Here is a 15,777-nt window from a genome sequence, read left to right as displayed (position 1 = left end):
TTACGCTTGACCCACCAATTTCAGTTCCAGCTCCAACTTCACCCCGGTCTTCCGAGCGACCTGGGCACGAACCTTTTTGATAAGAGCGAGCACATCGGTGGCTCTCGCCCGCCCCTGGTTCACGATAAAGTTGGCATGCTTTGTCGAGACACAGGCATCGCCGACCGAGACACCCTTGAGCCCTGCCTCCTCAACAACCCGTCCCGCTGAATCATTGGCCGGATTCTTGAACACACACCCAGCACTCGGGAGCGTCAGTGGCTGAGTCTCTCGCCGGTAGCGCAAATAATCCTTTACGACCTTCTCAATGTCAGCCCGTACTCCCTGCCTCAATTGGAGCCATACTCCGACCACGATTCCCACCGGCAATGCTGCCTGCCGATACCCAAATGAGATCGATTCCGATGGACAGTCCAGAACCTCACCGTTTGCGAGCACAACTCGAACGGCTTTGACGGAATCTTTCATCTCGCCGAGTTTCGTTCCAGCATTCATGACGACGCACCCGGCTACCGTCCCAGGAATCCCAGCAGCCCATTCCAATCCCGCCAACGAGCGACGAATGGCATGGCCAATCAACGTCGGCATACCGACACCGCCCTCGGCATAGAGAACAGCTCCTGATTCTTCCTTGATCGCACGGAGTTTTGCCAAACTGACCACCACACCCCGAATGCCCTTGTCTCGAACCAGGAGATTGGTTCCTCCCAACACAAAGATTGGAAGCTTCTGTTCATGCGTTTGTTTGACCAACCGAATGACATCTTCCACATCTGCAGGTTCCACCAGCACATCGGCCGGACCACCGATCCGAAAGGAAGTGTATTCACTCAACGGCGCATTCAAGCGAACCATTCCCCGAATACCGGCCACGGCAGACTGAACCTTTCGCTGTAGCCTCGTGCGTTGCGCCGCTGTCCCATACCTGTGAGATATACGTTTCATGAATCATCACGTAGACTCGAGCCGTGCAAGAATTCCGGTACCCGCTTTCCAAATGTCCCCCGCTCCCAAGGTCAATACGAGATCCCCTGCCCGAAGATGTGACAAGACCTGGTCCGGAAGGGTCTCCTTACGTTCGATGAAGGTTACAGCGGGATGGCCTGCCGCCCTTACCGTCTCTGCAAGCGCAGCCCCGCTCACCCCCGGTAGCGGTTGTTCTCCAGCCGCATAGATGTCCGTCATAAACAGGACATCGGCCTGATCAAATGCATGGGCGAACTCTCCGAGACAATCTCGCGTCCGACTATATCGATGAGGTTGAAAAAGGACGACCAATCGACGATCCCAGCCCTGTTTAGCCGCAGCCAGCGTCGCTTTGACCTCCGTAGGATGGTGCCCATAGTCATCAACCACCATGATCCCACCCGCTTCGCCCCGCAAATGGAATCGGCGTTCGACCCCAGTAAACGCTGCCAAACCTTTACGAATCAGATCTACCGGAACATCCAGCTCCATCCCAATCGCAATGGCCACGAGTGCGTTCGAAACATTGTGAATCCCAGGCACCGTCAACCGAAACGGACCTAGGTTCTTCCCTCGAAAATGCGCACGGAAGTCGGCTCCCCATTGCTTGAGCACGATGTCCGTCGCGAGAAAATCTGGCGCCACTCCGTCCCGTTCACGGAGTCCATACGTGTAATAGCGCTTGAGGACGTGAGGAAAGAGCGACGCGAGGCGGTCATCGTCTGCACACAATACCGCCACACCATAGAAGGGAATCTTATTGATAAACTCGAGAAAACTTTCGTTGATTCGTTCCATCGACCCATAATGATCCAGGTGCTCACGGTCCAAATTCGTCACGGCGACGATGGTGGGGGGAAGACGCAGAAAAGACCCGTCACTCTCATCTGCCTCGGCCACAAGGAGGTCGCCTCTGCCAAGCCGTGCATGGCTTCCCAATGCGTTCACTTTGCCGCCGATGACCATCGTTGGATCGAGATCACCCTGTGCAAGCACAGTGGCCACCATTGACGTCGTGGTGGTCTTACCGTGGGCTCCAGCAATGGCGACTCCGAACTTTAATCGCATGAGCTCTGCCAGCATTTCTGCCCGTGGGATCACGGGAATTTGCATCGCTTTCGCCTTCAGCACCTCAGGATTACTTCCGGCCACAGCCGACGAAATGACCACGACTTGCGCCGTGCCCACATTTGACTCCTGATGGCCGATGAAGATTCTCCCACCTAACTCTTCCAGTCGCCTGGTGGTCTCCGAGGCGTGCAGATCTGACCCCGTCACGGTATACCCCATTGTGAGCAACACTTCGGCGATGCCGCTCATACCGGAACCGCCGATTCCAACAAGATGAATTTGTTCGACCTTGCGAAACATTCCCATACGACTTACCCGTTGCCGTCCAGTAGCAGCTCGTGCGCCAAGCGTTGATCCTCCAAGCGTCCTACCCTCTGGCCTTTCTAAAAGATTGGTTGATGTCATGATTCACTCCCATCATCGCGTAACACTCGCTGACGATACGTTCGCCAGCGTCAATTCGTCGCATCCCCAAACTCCCATGATGCATGCGCTCCCACCGCTGAGAGTCCGATACAATCGCATCCACCATCTCGCTCAATCTCGCCCCTGTCAGGTCTGACTGCGGCAGCACCACTGCTCCACCTGCCGCTTCCATGGCTCGAGCGTTCTTCATCTGATGATCATAAATGGCCGTCGGCAATGGAATCAGGATCGCGGGTTTCCCACATGCCGTCAGCTCAGCGATCGTCATAGCCCCAGCACGAGCCACCACGACATCCGCCGTCCGTAACACCGTCGGCATGTCATACAGAAACGGGACAACGGTAGCCGAGATCCCCAGCGTCTTGTACCCTTCCCTGACCCGCTCATAATCTCCCTCACCTGTTTGGTGTGTGATCGTCAGTGTAGGCAAGCGCGCCATGAGTACGGGCAATCCTTCGAGCACCGCACTATTGATCGCTTTCGCTCCCTGACTGCCTCCGAAAACCAGCAGGTGTCGTCCATTCCGCTTATTCGCCGCCTGGCTCTCGGGTTCATGCCCCAGGAACTCCTGCCTGATGGGTGTTCCGACAACTTGTGCGTTCTGTCGGTCAAAGAACGTCGCGGCCGACTCAAACGCCAAAAAGATCCGTTGGGCAAGTGGACCCACCACTTTGTTGGCCAATCCAGGATATGCATTCGGCTCTAAAATCACTCGAGGAATCCCCCTCAGTGCTGCCGCCACCAACACAGTTGGGCTCGTGTACCCACCGACGCCAATTACGAGATCAGCACTCCGCCGTCTCAGAACTTGCCATGATTGCCAAATTCCGACTGGAAGCGACAGCAGAGCCTGAAAAACATCAAGTAATCCTTTCCCCATCACCGGCTTAGCCGTAATCATAACGAGCTCGAATCCCTCATGTGTGAGCACTCGAGACTCAACACCTCGGCTTGTACCCACAAAGAGAATCTTCGTTGAAGAGTCCCGCCGCAGAAATTCTCTTGCCAGGGCAATGGCCGGATAGAGATGGCCCCCTGTGCCTCCTGCGGCAATGACGATCGTCATCGTTAACGTACCCACCCATGCCCACTCCGATGTTCTATCGCCTCTCGGCCGGCATGGCGATCTCTGGAGATGCTCAACAACATTCCCACTCCAGCCAAGCTGACGACAAGAGAGGATCCTCCATAACTGACGAACGGCAACGTGAGTCCTTTTGTCGGCACAAGCCCAGTCACCACACAGGCGTTGGTTAACGCCTGCACTCCGATCAGTGTCGTGATACCGATCCCCAAGTACCGCCCAAAGGGGACCCGTGCGCGCGTCGAAATCTGAAATCCTCTGATCATAAACAACACAAATAACAGGATGATGACGCCGGTACCGACGAACCCCAGCTCCTCGCCGATGAGCGCCAAGACAAAATCCGTGTGTGCTTCGGGAAGAAAAAATAGCTTCTGCTTTCCCTCCCCCAACCCTACCCCAAAAAGGCCACCGCTGCCGAATGCCAGAAATGATTGAGTAATCTGAAATCCTGTATCGGACGCATCGTTCCATGGCTGCAAAAACGCCATGAGTCGTTGTCGGCGATACTCGGTGGACAAGACAAGCGCCAATCCAATTGGTACCGCACAGAGTACCAATGTTGACAGATGAGACAGGCGTGCGCCCCCCACGAATAAAAGGCTGCCCGTGACTACGCCCAACACCACGACTGTTCCCAAATCCGGCTCCATCAGAACCAATCCGCAGAGGAGGCCAATCACAAGCAGCGCCGGGAGCAGCCCGCTCTGGAAGTCTTGGATCCGACCTTCCTTTCTTGTCAGATAGGCAGCGAGATAGATCACTACCCCCAGCTTCACCATCTCGGCAGGCTGAATCGATATCGGCCCCGCTCCGAGCCACCGTCTGGCCCCATTGGCTGTCATTCCCAGGGAAGGAATCAGGACCATGACCAAGAGTGTTGCCATGCCTCCAAGCAACGGAATGGACAACCGTTTCCACCAGACATAGTCGACACGAGACAGCACGTGGAGAAGGCTCAACCCCATTACCAACCAGACACCCTGCCGCTTGAGGTAGTACCAGGAATCGTGATGCCGATTTCCGGCCAGAACCGCACTCGCACTGAACACCATGACCAAGCCGACGACCGTCAGCATCACCGTCACGCATAATAAGACCTGATCCATCCCAACTCGCGAACTGTTCGTGGTCCAAGGTAGTGCCAAAGTCCCAGCTGCTTTCTTTGACATTGTTCAGTGTCAATGCTCCTCTACATTGCCGACCATCAGGCCGACAAGGATTGGACCGCGCTCTTAAATTGTCTCCCACGATCTTGATAATCAGCAAACATGTCGAAACTCGCACAGGCCGGTGACATCAGAACGACATCGCCCGAGCTTGCTCCCAAGGAAGCCAATTCCACTGCCTCCTGCAGGCTTTTCGGCCAGTCGATGGCTCCATACCCCTGCACAGCATCAGCAATTAACGGAGCCGCCTCTCCAATTAATAGGAGGCGTTTCACTCGCTGACGAATCGCCGGAGCCAACCGCGAGAAGTCCCCACCTTTATCGCGCCCACCAGCAATCAGCCAAATCGGCTGATCAATACTATGCAGCGCCTTCAAAGTCGCGTCGACATTGGTTCCCTTCGAGTCGTTGATAAAGCGTACCCCTCGTCGGTCACGGACAACCTCCAAGGCATGTTCCAGACCTGGGAACTCCCTAAGTACGCGACGTACATCATCCAGATGGCACCCACTCAACAACGCATAGGTGGCAGCCACCATGGCATTCTCAACGTTGTGATCGCCAATGGTCTTGAGCTCGCTACGGAGACAGACCTCCCGTGCCTGACCATCAATGGCCGTCATGATGCGACCATGTTCGAGATAGGTCCCTCCTGCCAGGTCCGGTGGTAACGGGGGCCGCCGCGTAAATCCGAACGTTCGCGCCTTCACACTATGTCGTAGTGCACTGACTCGTGGATCATCGAGATTAAACAAAGCAACATCCGATGATGTTTGATTCTCGAAAATCCTATTTTTTGCGGCAATATACTCTGCGATGGACTCATACCGATCCTGATGATCCACCGTCACATTAAGGATGGCCGCAATCCAGGGATGAAACTGCTCGACCGTCTCGAGTTGAAAACTGGAAACTTCCACGACGGCAGCATCGTACGGACAAGCTCGTCCCTCCTTCATTGCCCGTAGCGACTGGAGCGCCGCTTCGCTAAAAGCGGTTCCGAGATTGCCGCCAACAAATACCTGTTTCCCGCTAGCCTGTAACATTTTCCCTATCATCGTGACTGTCGTACTTTTCCCATTGGTGCCGGTCAACGCAAGGATGGGAACGGGCATGAATCTCGATGCAAGGTCAAGCTCGCTGATCACCTTCACACCTCGACGACGGATGCGCTCCAACGCCTCCATCCGATAGGGCACCCCTGGACTAATGACCACTAATTCGGCCGTCGTCAGAGCCGTTTCATAACCGCTTCCCAACGCCACGTCGATCCCCGACTCCTCAATGGTCTTGAGGACGCCTTGTAATTCTGCGCGATCTTTCCGATCTGCGACGGTCACAACTGCACCGACTGCCTGCAAGAGATGCGCGGCAGCCACTCCGCTCCTGGCCAGTCCAACGACAGCCACCCGCCTTCCTTCAAGCTGTGTCATGTCCAGTCCAACCATATCGGACTACCTTAATTTGAGCGTGCTCAGACTTAATAGTGCCAGTAAAATTGCAATGATCCACAGACGGACGACCACCTTTGGCTCTTCCCAGCCCTTCATCTCGAAGTGGTGGTGTATCGGTGCCATGAGAAAGATCCGCTTGCCTCGAGACTTGAACGAGACGACTTGAAAAATAACCGACACGGCCTCGATGACAAAGACCCCACCGACCATCAGCAGGAGCAACTCATGCTTACTGATCACCGCTACCGTCCCCAGTGCCGCCCCAAGCGGGAGAGACCCGACGTCTCCCATAAATACTGACGCGGGATAGGTATTGAACCAAAGAAAGCCGAGGCTCGATCCCAAGATCGCGGCAGTAAACACTGCCAACTCTCCGGCCCCTTCAATATGGGGAATCAGCAAATATTCGGACATCAACCGATGCCCGGTGACATAAGCGACGACGGTGTAGGCTAATGCCGTGATCATAATCGGCCCAATGGCCAATCCATCAAGACCGTCTGTAAGGTTCACGGCATTGGAACTGCCGACGATGACGATGATGGCAAATACGACGTAGAACCAGCCTAAGTCCGGCGTGAAACTTTTAAAAAACGGCACGCTGAGCTTCGTGTTGTACTCAGGCATGCAATAGAGAACCACCGCGACGATGAGCGCCACGGCAATTTGCGCGGTAAACTTTTGTGACGCGGAGAGCCCCTTTGATCGAGCTTTGATAAACTTGAGATAGTCATCGACAAACCCAATCGCACAGAACCCAAGCGTCGCACCGAGCACCAACCAGATGTGCGGGCGTGAGATGTCTGCCCATAATAACGTTGATAAGGTCACTGCAAAAATGATCAGGATGCCGCCCATCGTCGGTGTTCCGCTTTTAGCAAGATGCCGCTTAGGTCCGTCATCTCTCACTTGTTGACCCAGCTTGATTTCTTGGAGCTTTCTGATCACCCATGGGGCCAGCACAAAGGCGATCAGAAATGCCGTGACTGCCGCATAAATAATGCGGAAGCTCTGGTAGCGGAAGACGTTCAGAAAGGAGAATTGCGCGTGAAATGGGTAGAGCCAAATATACAGCATCTGTCAGCGAGACCTATAAGGCTTTCTTTCGCGCACCCTTGACTCCTTGGAGTGCGTCTACCACACGTTCTAACTTCATTCCACGTGATGCTTTGATCAACACCACGTCCCCAGATTTAGCGATCGCCTTCACCGCATCGGCTGCAGCTTTGGCATCCGATACTTCCATGATATGGGCCGGATCTTGCCCAGCCTCCCTCGCACCCTTGGCAAGACTTTTCCCCAAGGGGCCACAGGCCACCAGTTGATCGATCCCCTGCCGTGCCACGAAGCCGCCGACCTCCTCATGCATCTGCGCGGAATTCGGACCGAGCTCCAGCATATCCCCCAAGACAGCTATCTTCTTTCCCTTCGTCCTAAGCTGGCCTAGGAGCTGAACCGCCGCCGTCATCGAGCCCGGGTTAGCATTGTAACAGTCGATGATAAGCTTGACCCCCTGAGTAACAGAGACCTGCGATCTCATGGCCGCCGGCCTAAACTTTGAAAGCCCCTGCGCAATCGCCACCCCTGATAGCCCCAGGGTCGTACCGACCGCTGCCGCAGCTAGGGCATTGACAACATTGTGCTCGCCCTGAACACGAATATGGATATTGGTATGGCGTCTGCCTCCAGGAAGCAGCAGGCGAAACATCGTTCCATTGCGACCGTCCAAGGTGACATCCAAGGCACGGACGTCTGCTTTGGCGGACAAGCCAAAAGACACCACGCGACATCTGGCTCGCGCGGTGAGATAGTCATAGTAGAAATCATCGGCATTCAGGACAGCAATTCCATCGCCTGGGAGCAGATCAAGCAACTCGGCTTTTGCTTGCGCAGAGACGTCCATGGATCCAAAAAATTCCAGATGATCAGGCCCGATGTTCGTAATGATCCCGATCGTCGGCTTGGCTATTTCGCACAACCTGGTTGTCTGACCAATATTGTCGACCCCCATCTCGATGACCGCCCCTTGGTGCTGCGCATTGAGACGGAAGATAGTTTGTGGAACCCCCAACCGGTTATTGAGATTGCCCTCTGTCTTGAGGATCTTCCAGCGATGCGCCATAACACTCGCCACCATCTCCTTGGTCGTCGTCTTCCCATTACTACCCGTCACGGCGACGATCGGAATCTTGAAGCGACCCCGAAAGTACGAGGCCAGCTGTTGGTAGGCATACAGTGGATCAGGAACACCGAGAATCACCGGCCTAACTCGTTTGGAGAAAAACTTCCCCGCACAGAGGGAGACATCGTACGAGTCGAGCACGATCGCTCCAACGGCACCCTGCCCTAGCGCCGTCTTGATAAAGTCATGTCCGTCGAATCGATCACCTCGTATTGCAATAAAGAGATCTCCAGGACGAAGTGACCGCGTATCGAGACTGATGCGCTGGACTGGTTGCTTGCCCCAGGCACCTTCATTTCCACTTAAAACCCGACCGCCGATCACTTCCCGCAACTCTTCGACGGAAAAGAGTGTCATGGCTGTACGTCCCTGCACCAACCAAATCCTACCGCTGTGGGTTAGGCCTGAAATTTGAGTCGTTCGATCGCCTGACGCGCCACTTCACGATCGTCGAAATGATATTTCGTGGTTCCGATGATCTGATAATCCTCGTGCCCCTTCCCGGCGATCAGCACCATATCCGCTTCCCGTGCTTCTCGTACCGCCGTTTCAATGGCTTCCCGTCGGTCAGGAATCTTATGATATTGCACATGAGGCCGTTGCCTTAACGCCCTCACAACCCCCTGCTCCACTTGTTCAAGAATCACATGAGGATCTTCCGTTCTTGGATTATCCGAGGTGAGGATCACGACATCACTGGAACGCACAGCGGCTTCTCCCATCTTCGGCCGTTTCCCTCGATCACGATCCCCGCCACAGCCAAATACCGTAATGATCCGTCCGGTCTTTAATGTTTCTGCCGCCATCAACAGTCGATTCAACGCATCTTCAGTATGGGCATAGTCGACGACGACGGTGAACTGCTGGCCTGCCATCACGCGCTCAAACCGTCCCGGTACATTCGTGACTTGAGTGACAGCGTGATTTATCTGATCAGGTGTTGCCCCCTCATGAAGGGCCACGCCAATGGCGGCTAGCAGATTGTAGACATTGTGTTCGCCCACAAGGTGGCTTTCGACTCGAAAATTCCCCCGTGGGGTCACAGCGGTAAACACCACCCCCTGAAGAGACAGTCTCACATCTTCCGCACGGAGGTCCGCTTTGGCCTTGATCGCATAGGTCCACGCCGGCACAGAACACTGTTCAACGATACGCGGGCCATAGCAATCATCGACGTTGATGATTGCCCGTTTATTGACTTTCCGACCATTGGCGAGTCCGGTAAAAAGTCGCAACTTTGCCTGAAAGTAGGCTTCCATTGTCCCATGAAAATCGAGATGGTCCTGCGTCAGATTGGAAAAAACCGCCACATCATATTCACACCCGCTCGTACGGTCCTGAGCCAAGGCATGTGAAGATACTTCCATCACAGCCGTCGTGCATCCGTGAGTGACCATTTTTGCGAGCAACTGCTGAAGCTCAAGCGCTCCAGGAGTCGTATGTGCTGCAGGGATTACCGTGTCTCCAATTTGATAAGCAACCGTGCCGATCATCCCCACTCGAGCACGTACAGCTTCCAAGAACGCTTTGCATACATAGGTGGTCGTGGTCTTCCCGTTTGTTCCGGTCACGCCAACCATCCGCAACCGTGACGAGGGATCTCCATAGAACTGGCTCCCCAGAAGACCGAGCGCCTTCCTGGAGTCTTCAACGTAAACAAAGGGAACCGTCCCTGTCTCCATTGGTTGCTGTGCAACCACACCTCCAACGCCAGCGCCCACCACCATTGGAATAAACTGGTGCCCATCCACCCGCTCACCTTTCACAGCCACAAAGACACTTCCGGCTGAAACCGCACGGGAGTCGTCGGTGATTCCTTTCACGGCGATATTCAGGTCACCACGATGTTCAAGGACAGGTACGCACCCTTCAAGGGCTTGTAGCATGGTGGCAAAGGTCATTGACGTTTCCTAGTATTATCAGAATTACTACAGTGCCATTGCGAGCGTAACGGGTTCTTCCGATGCCACACCCAAGTAGCTCAGCACCTGCTCGCCGACGCGGCTAAATACGGGAGCGGCCACCGTCCCACCCCACGCATCGCCCTGAGGTTCATCGATCACAACAATCATTGCCAGTCGTGGGCTGTTCGCAGGGACATACCCCGCGAACGATGTCACAAACCGAGAACCCGAGTAGCTACCCGTTCGAGGATCAATCTTTTGGGCCGTACCGGTCTTCCCGGCTACCCGAAAGCCTGGGATAGCCGCCTTTGCCCCTGTCCCATCTGTGACAACGCCTTCCAAAATGTTCGTCATCGTATGGGCGGTTTCAGGTGAAACGGCCCGTCGCCTCACCTGAGGAGACATTGTCTTCAGAAGCTGCCCTTCGGAACTTCGAATCTCTGAAACCACGTACGGTCTCATCAAGACACCTTCGTTTGCCAGGGCCGCTATTGCGGAAACCATCTGAATCGGCGTCACGCCTATTTCCTGTCCTATTGAAATCGAGGCGACAGAACGCCGCCCCCAGTCCTTTGGATGCTTGACCAATCCTGCTCCTTCTCCAGGAAGGTCGATCTCCGTTTTTTGCCCAAATCCAAACGCGTGAAGATATCGATAAAGCCGCTGCTCTCCCAACGCCATGCCGGTCTTCACCGCTCCAATGTTGCTGGACTTCTGTATGACCTGCGCAAAGGAGACCCAACCTAGCTTCTCATGATCATGAATCACTGTATTGGCAACCGCCATACGACCATGCTCTCCAAACACCATCGTATTCGGCCTCACGACCCGCTCTTCAATGGCCGCGGCCGCCATTACCGCCTTCAGTGTAGACCCTGGCTCGTACGCATCAGTAAGCGCCTTGTTTCGCCATCGATCAGGACTGAGGTTCGAGACGACGTTGGGATCAAATCTCGGACTCACCGCCATTGCCAGTACCGCTCCAGTCCGTGGATCCAAAACGATCATCGTGCCTGACTTTGCCTGAGCGCGAGTCACGGCATCTTCAAGTTCCCTTTCCGTAATGTACTGAATCACCTCATCAATCGTGAGTGCGAGGTTATATCCAGGTGTGGGACTTCGTTCAGTCATATCCTTTGGAAACACCGAACGCCCCAGAGCGTCACGCTGGAGGACCATCATCCGCTTTTCACCACGCAGGTACGATTCATACCGATGCTCAACCCCCTCCAGCCCCTCACCATCCATCCCTGCAAAACCCAATACATGCGATAGAAATGGACCCTTGGGGTAAAACCGGCGCCCCTCCATGACGACTCCAACCCCATCGATAGATAACCGTTCCAGACGACGTCCCTGCTCAGGGTCTAACTTTCTGGCCAGCCACACAAAACTCCGTGTCTGTCGAAGCTTACGCTCTAACTCTTCACTCCGAACTTGCAATACAGGAGCAAGCACCCGTGCAGTTTTTGTGGGACTATCCAACGTAGTCGGAACCCCAAAAGCGGAGGGCACTTCAACATTCATTGCCAAGACCTTACCGTGCCTATCGACAATCGTGCCGCGCGCTCCTTCCAGAGATACCGTTTTCCTATGTTGTCGATCCGCCTTGACCGACAGTTCAGCCGCTTGCCAGACCTGTAGTGTCACCAGACGGAACAGAACCAGCCCAAAGCCACACAGCAGTAGCAACAGCAGGATATAGTGACGACCGCTAGGAACAAAACCCGCCACTAGTACCTCCTAGCCAGAAGGTCGTTCTTCGCGACTCGGACTTCTACGGGTGCAACATCGGCAACGGCCATTGGCTGCATACTCCCGGGCCTGAACTGAACTAATATGACCTGCCCTTGCTGCGGCAAATTCATCCCCAGCTCTTTGGTCGCCATCCGGGCGATTCGACCGGATGCACTCAAGGTGGAGAACTGCACTTTTAATTCATCCCGTTGTCGCTCCAACACAGTTTTATCGTGCTTCAGCCGTTCGATCTGATAGCCAACTCGAACCATATCGACTCGCTCCCACACAAACCCGAACACCAGACACAGCCCAAGAAGAACAGCCAAGATTTTCATGACAGCTCCTACTTCGGTTGACGTTCAGCAACACGCAATTTAGCGCTTCGCGACCGTGGGTTTCTCTCACACTCTTCCCTGGATGGAACGACTGGCTTCTTCGTGCACAAGGAAAGTTGTGCCTGAGGCCCTTGCGCCAGAGACCGGAACGTATGCTTGACCACGCGGTCTTCAAGAGAGTGAAAAGAAATCGCGCAGATTCTCCCCCCCTCCGACAGAACGTCTGTCGCATCTCGAAGTGACGGCTCAATACTCTCAAGCTCTTGGTTCACAGCGATGCGAATGGCCTGAAACGTCCGCGTTGCGCAATGAATTCGACCGTGTCGATACGATGACGGCACTGAGCGAGCGATGACTGCAGCCAACGCCCCTGTCGTCTCAATCCGACAACGATGTCGTTCCCGCACAATGGCCCCGGCAATCCGCCGTGCATACCGCTCCTCTCCAAACTGATAAATAATGTCCGCAAGCATAGACTCTGGGCTGGTGTTCACTACATCGGTGGCAGTGGGACCTATCGACCGGTCCATACGCATATCGAGGGGGCCATCTTGCTGAAAGCTGAATCCCCTTGCAGCATTGTCTATCTGTGGAGAAGAAATCCCAAAATCAAAGAGCACTCCCCCCACGGTCTCAACACCGACCTCTGCAAGATGTTGCTTTAAGTCTCGATGATTGCCGTGACGCAACACGATGTGATCTCCAAATCGACGCAACCGCTGCCGACTGAACTCAATCGCTTCGGGATCGCGATCTAAGCCAATGACCTTCGTTCCCGGCTGACCAGACTCCAAGAGCAACTCAGCATGCCCACCATACCCCACCGTGCAGTCCAAAATAGTAACGGGCTGATGGAGAACAAGCCTTTCGCATACTTCCTTCCCAAACACGGATATGTGCGGCGATTCACTAGCAATCTTTTTCACCCACTAACCACCACTTTCACCCACCACTCGAGCGAGTATACTCTCGCATTTCTGGTTGTCAACTGCATTTCAGTGACTTACAGCTCGTTGTACCTGTAGATAACGTTCAAGATGGCACTCGTCATGGAGGCTAATTCTTCTGCCGTTATAGATCTAAGTGGCCATATCATTTACCGCTTTCAGCTCAACTCCATCCACTCAGACCATCCAACTCTTTGAGTTTCATTGACTTCTACAACCTTGAGTTAGAGAATGAAATTATGTGGAAAACTACCCTAATTTATTTCCTTACAGGTATTTCCCTTTCTATCACTGCCTTATTCCTTGCCCCAGGGCAAGCCATGGCGAAAGATTTCAATCCCGACAACCCACTCAATCCACCGGCTCAGGTGTTTTGGTGTCCGAACAAGACACCTGATCAGCAGATTTCGACCGGCAAAAGCTCCGGATGCAAGCCTCTCTATGACCAGCAGGCCATTGAATTGTTTCAAGAGTCCGTACGAAATCGAGGATTTGACCTCCCAGAGCGTGACCCGATCAAAGTCGTCGACTTACAAAATGCCGCTTCGCGGTTTTCTGATCGCTATCGAACGTTTGTGTCCTGCTGTCTCACGGACGGCGATGCATCCGCGGATATTGTGGACCTCATCGACGAGGCGAACCATATCCTCAAAGCGGTCCAGCAAAAAGGCATCTATAATTCGGCAGGATTTGGGAAGGGAGAGGGAGCCACCACTGCAGGCCCAGGAAACGGCACGGGAAATGGGGGCCTAGGCGGTGGTCCAGGAGTTGCCCCAAAACTTGGGACATTTGCGCGACAGTTCACGCTCAGTGAAATTGTTGGAACCGTCGCACGTGCTCGCGAAGACCTGCTTCGCCTCCACGACCGCCTGGAGAAACTGGATGACGCACAGCAGAACCTGAAAGACGTTGACTATGAGAGCAGTGGGCGCGCCAGATTGCACATTCACGAGGAGGAAGAAGCGATCAAGAGAGAGTTCCAGACGAAAAAGCCCCCCTCCTCCGCACCAACAGGAATGGATATTCAAGACACGACCTTGCGCTCACGAATCGGTGGAGACATTGAAGACACCAGACTGAATGCCAACTTTGGCGCGGATATCGGCGCCTCAGTTTCTCCTTACAGCAATGTGAATGAGTCACTTCGACCTCGTCGAGGAGAGACTATTCATGACAGTGAACTCCCCCATCGACCAGGCACAGATATCCAAGACACCAGTATGTCCAGCAGCACAGGCTTTGCCGTTGATCACTCGCAAAATCGTGACGGATCTTCCACCGTTCCTCGCCGGGGAGTCGGTGCCGCAATCGGGGATTCCGATTTAAACAGCCAACGCCGATAATCCGCCCCACTACCCCCCACCTACCAACGGCATCGGCTCCCACGTCTCGCCTGCATCCTGGCTCCGATAGAGCCCGCTTCCGTTGGTACCGGCATAGAGCACCCTCGGATTGACCTCGCTTTGAGCGAGGGCTCTGACATTCGTAGTCATCAATCCATTGTTGATTGCCTTCCAGGTTGCCCCGCCATCCTCACTTCGGTGCACCCCATCACGCCCCGTGATATAGAGTACGCCTCGTCGCGCTCGATCAAGCACCATCCCCATAACCATTTGATCTGCAAGCGATTCCCCAATGCGCTTCCAGGATTTGGCACCATCTGTAGTCTTGTACATCCCTGCCAAGGTAGCCGCGTACACGGTATCAGATTCATAGGGGTCGACCAGTATCGCTGTCACGTTCAAGGCTCTTGAGGTCTTCACCATATTCGGTGGAACGAGTCCGTTGTTTACCTTTTCCCAATGGCCAACCTGATCAGTCGATCTATAGACGCCCCCGCTCGTTCCTGCGTAGAGAATCGACGGACGAGTGGGATCTATTCCAAGGGTCACGACCATCAAGACCTCTTTCATGCCCTCCATTTTCTTGACCCACTGTTCTCCACCATTCTTGGTTTCAAACACACCCATCGTCGTGGCGATGAAGATATGCTGCGCATCAGCAGGGTCAAAGAGGAACTGATTCACGACGGAGCTGATAGTCGCATCATCAAGCCCTGAACGCATCGAAACCCAACGCTGTCCTCCATCGTGGCTCTTGTAAACAGCATCGCCCTTCGTTCCCGCATAAACCGTCGCGGGATACGCGGGGTCAACAGCCATGGCGATCACACGGGAATGGCTCATTCCGCGCGAAAGATTCGCCCAAGTCTGACCCCCGTCACGGGTCTTATAGATGTAATCATTCGTCGCAATGTAGATGATGTCAGGGTTCTTGGGATGGAGCTGAATCAGGACAATCGGATCACTCCGATCGCAGCCAACGAGAGCGACAGCGAACACCAGGAAGGTGAACAGATGTCCCATCAAAGAGGTCTGCAATTGCTTCAGAACAGTCAAACGGGCCATCCAATAAGGCCGCAGGGAGAATCGGACGCCGAGGGAGGCTCTGTTCTGCATGTTGATGTGGACGATCGACCAAGAACACGGTTGGGGGTCC

Annotated in this window: 13 protein-coding genes; 1 reads left to right on the top strand and 12 read right to left on the bottom strand. The window is 54.4% G+C overall.

All coding sequences use genetic code 11. The features are described from left to right. The 11 genes from murB to rsmH form a co-directional block, all read right to left on the bottom strand. Positions 1–945 carry a UDP-N-acetylmuramate dehydrogenase gene (gene murB / locus COMA1_RS08305; RefSeq protein WP_090746477.1) on the bottom strand — a complete coding sequence of 315 codons (945 nt, stop codon included), beginning with the start codon at positions 943–945 and terminating at the stop codon, positions 1–3. Positions 946–951: 6 nt separating this feature from the next. Continuing rightward, the gene (murC, locus tag COMA1_RS08300) at positions 952–2,337 is read right to left on the bottom strand and encodes a UDP-N-acetylmuramate--L-alanine ligase (RefSeq protein ID WP_090746936.1); all 1,386 of its coding nucleotides are present in this window, start codon (positions 2,335–2,337) and stop codon (positions 952–954) included. A 67-nt stretch (positions 2,338–2,404) separates the two neighbouring features. Then, positions 2,405–3,544 (bottom strand): undecaprenyldiphospho-muramoylpentapeptide beta-N-acetylglucosaminyltransferase, encoded by a 1,140-nt coding sequence (murG, locus tag COMA1_RS08295; RefSeq protein ID WP_141654262.1) that lies wholly within the window; start codon positions 3,542–3,544, stop codon positions 2,405–2,407. After that, the gene (gene ftsW / locus COMA1_RS08290) at positions 3,532–4,719 is read right to left on the bottom strand and encodes a putative lipid II flippase FtsW (RefSeq protein WP_090746470.1); all 1,188 of its coding nucleotides are present in this window, start codon (positions 4,717–4,719) and stop codon (positions 3,532–3,534) included. Before ftsW ends, murG begins: the two co-directional genes overlap by 13 nt. A gap of 35 nt (positions 4,720–4,754) precedes the next feature. After that, entirely contained in the window at positions 4,755–6,149 is a 1,395-nt protein-coding gene (gene murD, locus COMA1_RS08285; RefSeq protein ID WP_176697938.1) for a UDP-N-acetylmuramoyl-L-alanine--D-glutamate ligase, read from the bottom strand. Between the two features lie 21 nt (positions 6,150–6,170). Then, positions 6,171–7,247 (bottom strand): phospho-N-acetylmuramoyl-pentapeptide-transferase, encoded by a 1,077-nt coding sequence (gene mraY, locus COMA1_RS08280; RefSeq protein ID WP_090746464.1) that lies wholly within the window; start codon positions 7,245–7,247, stop codon positions 6,171–6,173. A gap of 13 nt (positions 7,248–7,260) precedes the next feature. Next, the gene (locus COMA1_RS08275) at positions 7,261–8,709 is read right to left on the bottom strand and encodes a UDP-N-acetylmuramoyl-tripeptide--D-alanyl-D-alanine ligase (protein WP_090746461.1); all 1,449 of its coding nucleotides are present in this window, start codon (positions 8,707–8,709) and stop codon (positions 7,261–7,263) included. A 41-nt stretch (positions 8,710–8,750) separates the two neighbouring features. After that, on the bottom strand, positions 8,751–10,253 hold the full coding sequence (locus COMA1_RS08270; RefSeq protein ID WP_090746458.1) for a UDP-N-acetylmuramoyl-L-alanyl-D-glutamate--2,6-diaminopimelate ligase: 1,503 nt from the start codon (positions 10,251–10,253) through the stop codon (positions 8,751–8,753). Between the two features lie 27 nt (positions 10,254–10,280). After that, complete coding sequence (locus tag COMA1_RS08265; RefSeq protein WP_090746455.1) at positions 10,281–11,990, bottom strand: peptidoglycan D,D-transpeptidase FtsI family protein; 1,710 nt, start codon at positions 11,988–11,990, stop codon at positions 10,281–10,283. After that, a complete protein-coding gene (gene ftsL, locus COMA1_RS08260; protein WP_090746452.1) occupies positions 11,990–12,331 on the bottom strand; it encodes a cell division protein FtsL in 342 nt (113 codons plus the stop codon). The genes COMA1_RS08265 and ftsL overlap by 1 nt, the downstream gene beginning before the upstream one ends. 8 nt (positions 12,332–12,339) lie before the next feature. Next, the gene (rsmH, locus tag COMA1_RS08255) at positions 12,340–13,248 is read right to left on the bottom strand and encodes a 16S rRNA (cytosine(1402)-N(4))-methyltransferase RsmH (protein WP_407921313.1); all 909 of its coding nucleotides are present in this window, start codon (positions 13,246–13,248) and stop codon (positions 12,340–12,342) included. Between the two features lie 269 nt (positions 13,249–13,517). On the opposite strand from rsmH, the gene COMA1_RS08250 reads away from it, so the two are divergent. Then, the gene (locus tag COMA1_RS08250) at positions 13,518–14,621 is read left to right on the top strand and encodes a hypothetical protein (RefSeq protein WP_090746445.1); all 1,104 of its coding nucleotides are present in this window, start codon (positions 13,518–13,520) and stop codon (positions 14,619–14,621) included. Between the two features lie 9 nt (positions 14,622–14,630). Here the strand turns inward: COMA1_RS08250 and COMA1_RS08245 are convergent, their stop codons facing one another. Then, positions 14,631–15,644 carry a WD40/YVTN/BNR-like repeat-containing protein gene (locus COMA1_RS08245; RefSeq protein WP_176697937.1) on the bottom strand — a complete coding sequence of 338 codons (1,014 nt, stop codon included), beginning with the start codon at positions 15,642–15,644 and terminating at the stop codon, positions 14,631–14,633. Between the last annotated feature and the right edge of the window lie 133 nt (positions 15,645–15,777).

This window comes from Candidatus Nitrospira nitrosa, assembly GCF_001458735.1.
Taxonomy (GTDB): domain Bacteria; phylum Nitrospirota; class Nitrospiria; order Nitrospirales; family Nitrospiraceae; genus Nitrospira_D; species Nitrospira_D nitrosa.
The sequence above is the reverse complement of the archived record's forward strand: the minus strand, read 5'-3'. Positions and strand labels throughout refer to the sequence as shown.

Excerpts from the sequence above, each read along its gene's own strand:
- murB (WP_090746477.1), bottom strand. The coding sequence starts at position 945 with ATGAAACGTATATCTCACAGGTATGGGACAGCGGCGCAACGCACGAGG.
- murC (WP_090746936.1), bottom strand. The coding sequence starts at position 2,337 with ATGTTTCGCAAGGTCGAACAAATTCATCTTGTTGGAATCGGCGGTTCC.
- ftsW (WP_090746470.1), bottom strand. The coding sequence starts at position 4,719 with ATGTCAAAGAAAGCAGCTGGGACTTTGGCACTACCTTGGACCACGAAC.
- murD (WP_176697938.1), bottom strand. The coding sequence starts at position 6,149 with ATGACACAGCTTGAAGGAAGGCGGGTGGCTGTCGTTGGACTGGCCAGG.
- mraY (WP_090746464.1), bottom strand. The coding sequence starts at position 7,247 with ATGCTGTATATTTGGCTCTACCCATTTCACGCGCAATTCTCCTTTCTG.
- COMA1_RS08275 (WP_090746461.1), bottom strand. The coding sequence starts at position 8,709 with ATGACACTCTTTTCCGTCGAAGAGTTGCGGGAAGTGATCGGCGGTCGG.
- COMA1_RS08270 (WP_090746458.1), bottom strand. The coding sequence starts at position 10,253 with ATGACCTTTGCCACCATGCTACAAGCCCTTGAAGGGTGCGTACCTGTC.
- ftsL (WP_090746452.1), bottom strand. The coding sequence starts at position 12,331 with ATGAAAATCTTGGCTGTTCTTCTTGGGCTGTGTCTGGTGTTCGGGTTT.
- COMA1_RS08250 (WP_090746445.1), top strand. The coding sequence starts at position 13,518 with ATGTGGAAAACTACCCTAATTTATTTCCTTACAGGTATTTCCCTTTCT.
- COMA1_RS08245 (WP_176697937.1), bottom strand. The coding sequence starts at position 15,644 with ATGGGACATCTGTTCACCTTCCTGGTGTTCGCTGTCGCTCTCGTTGGC.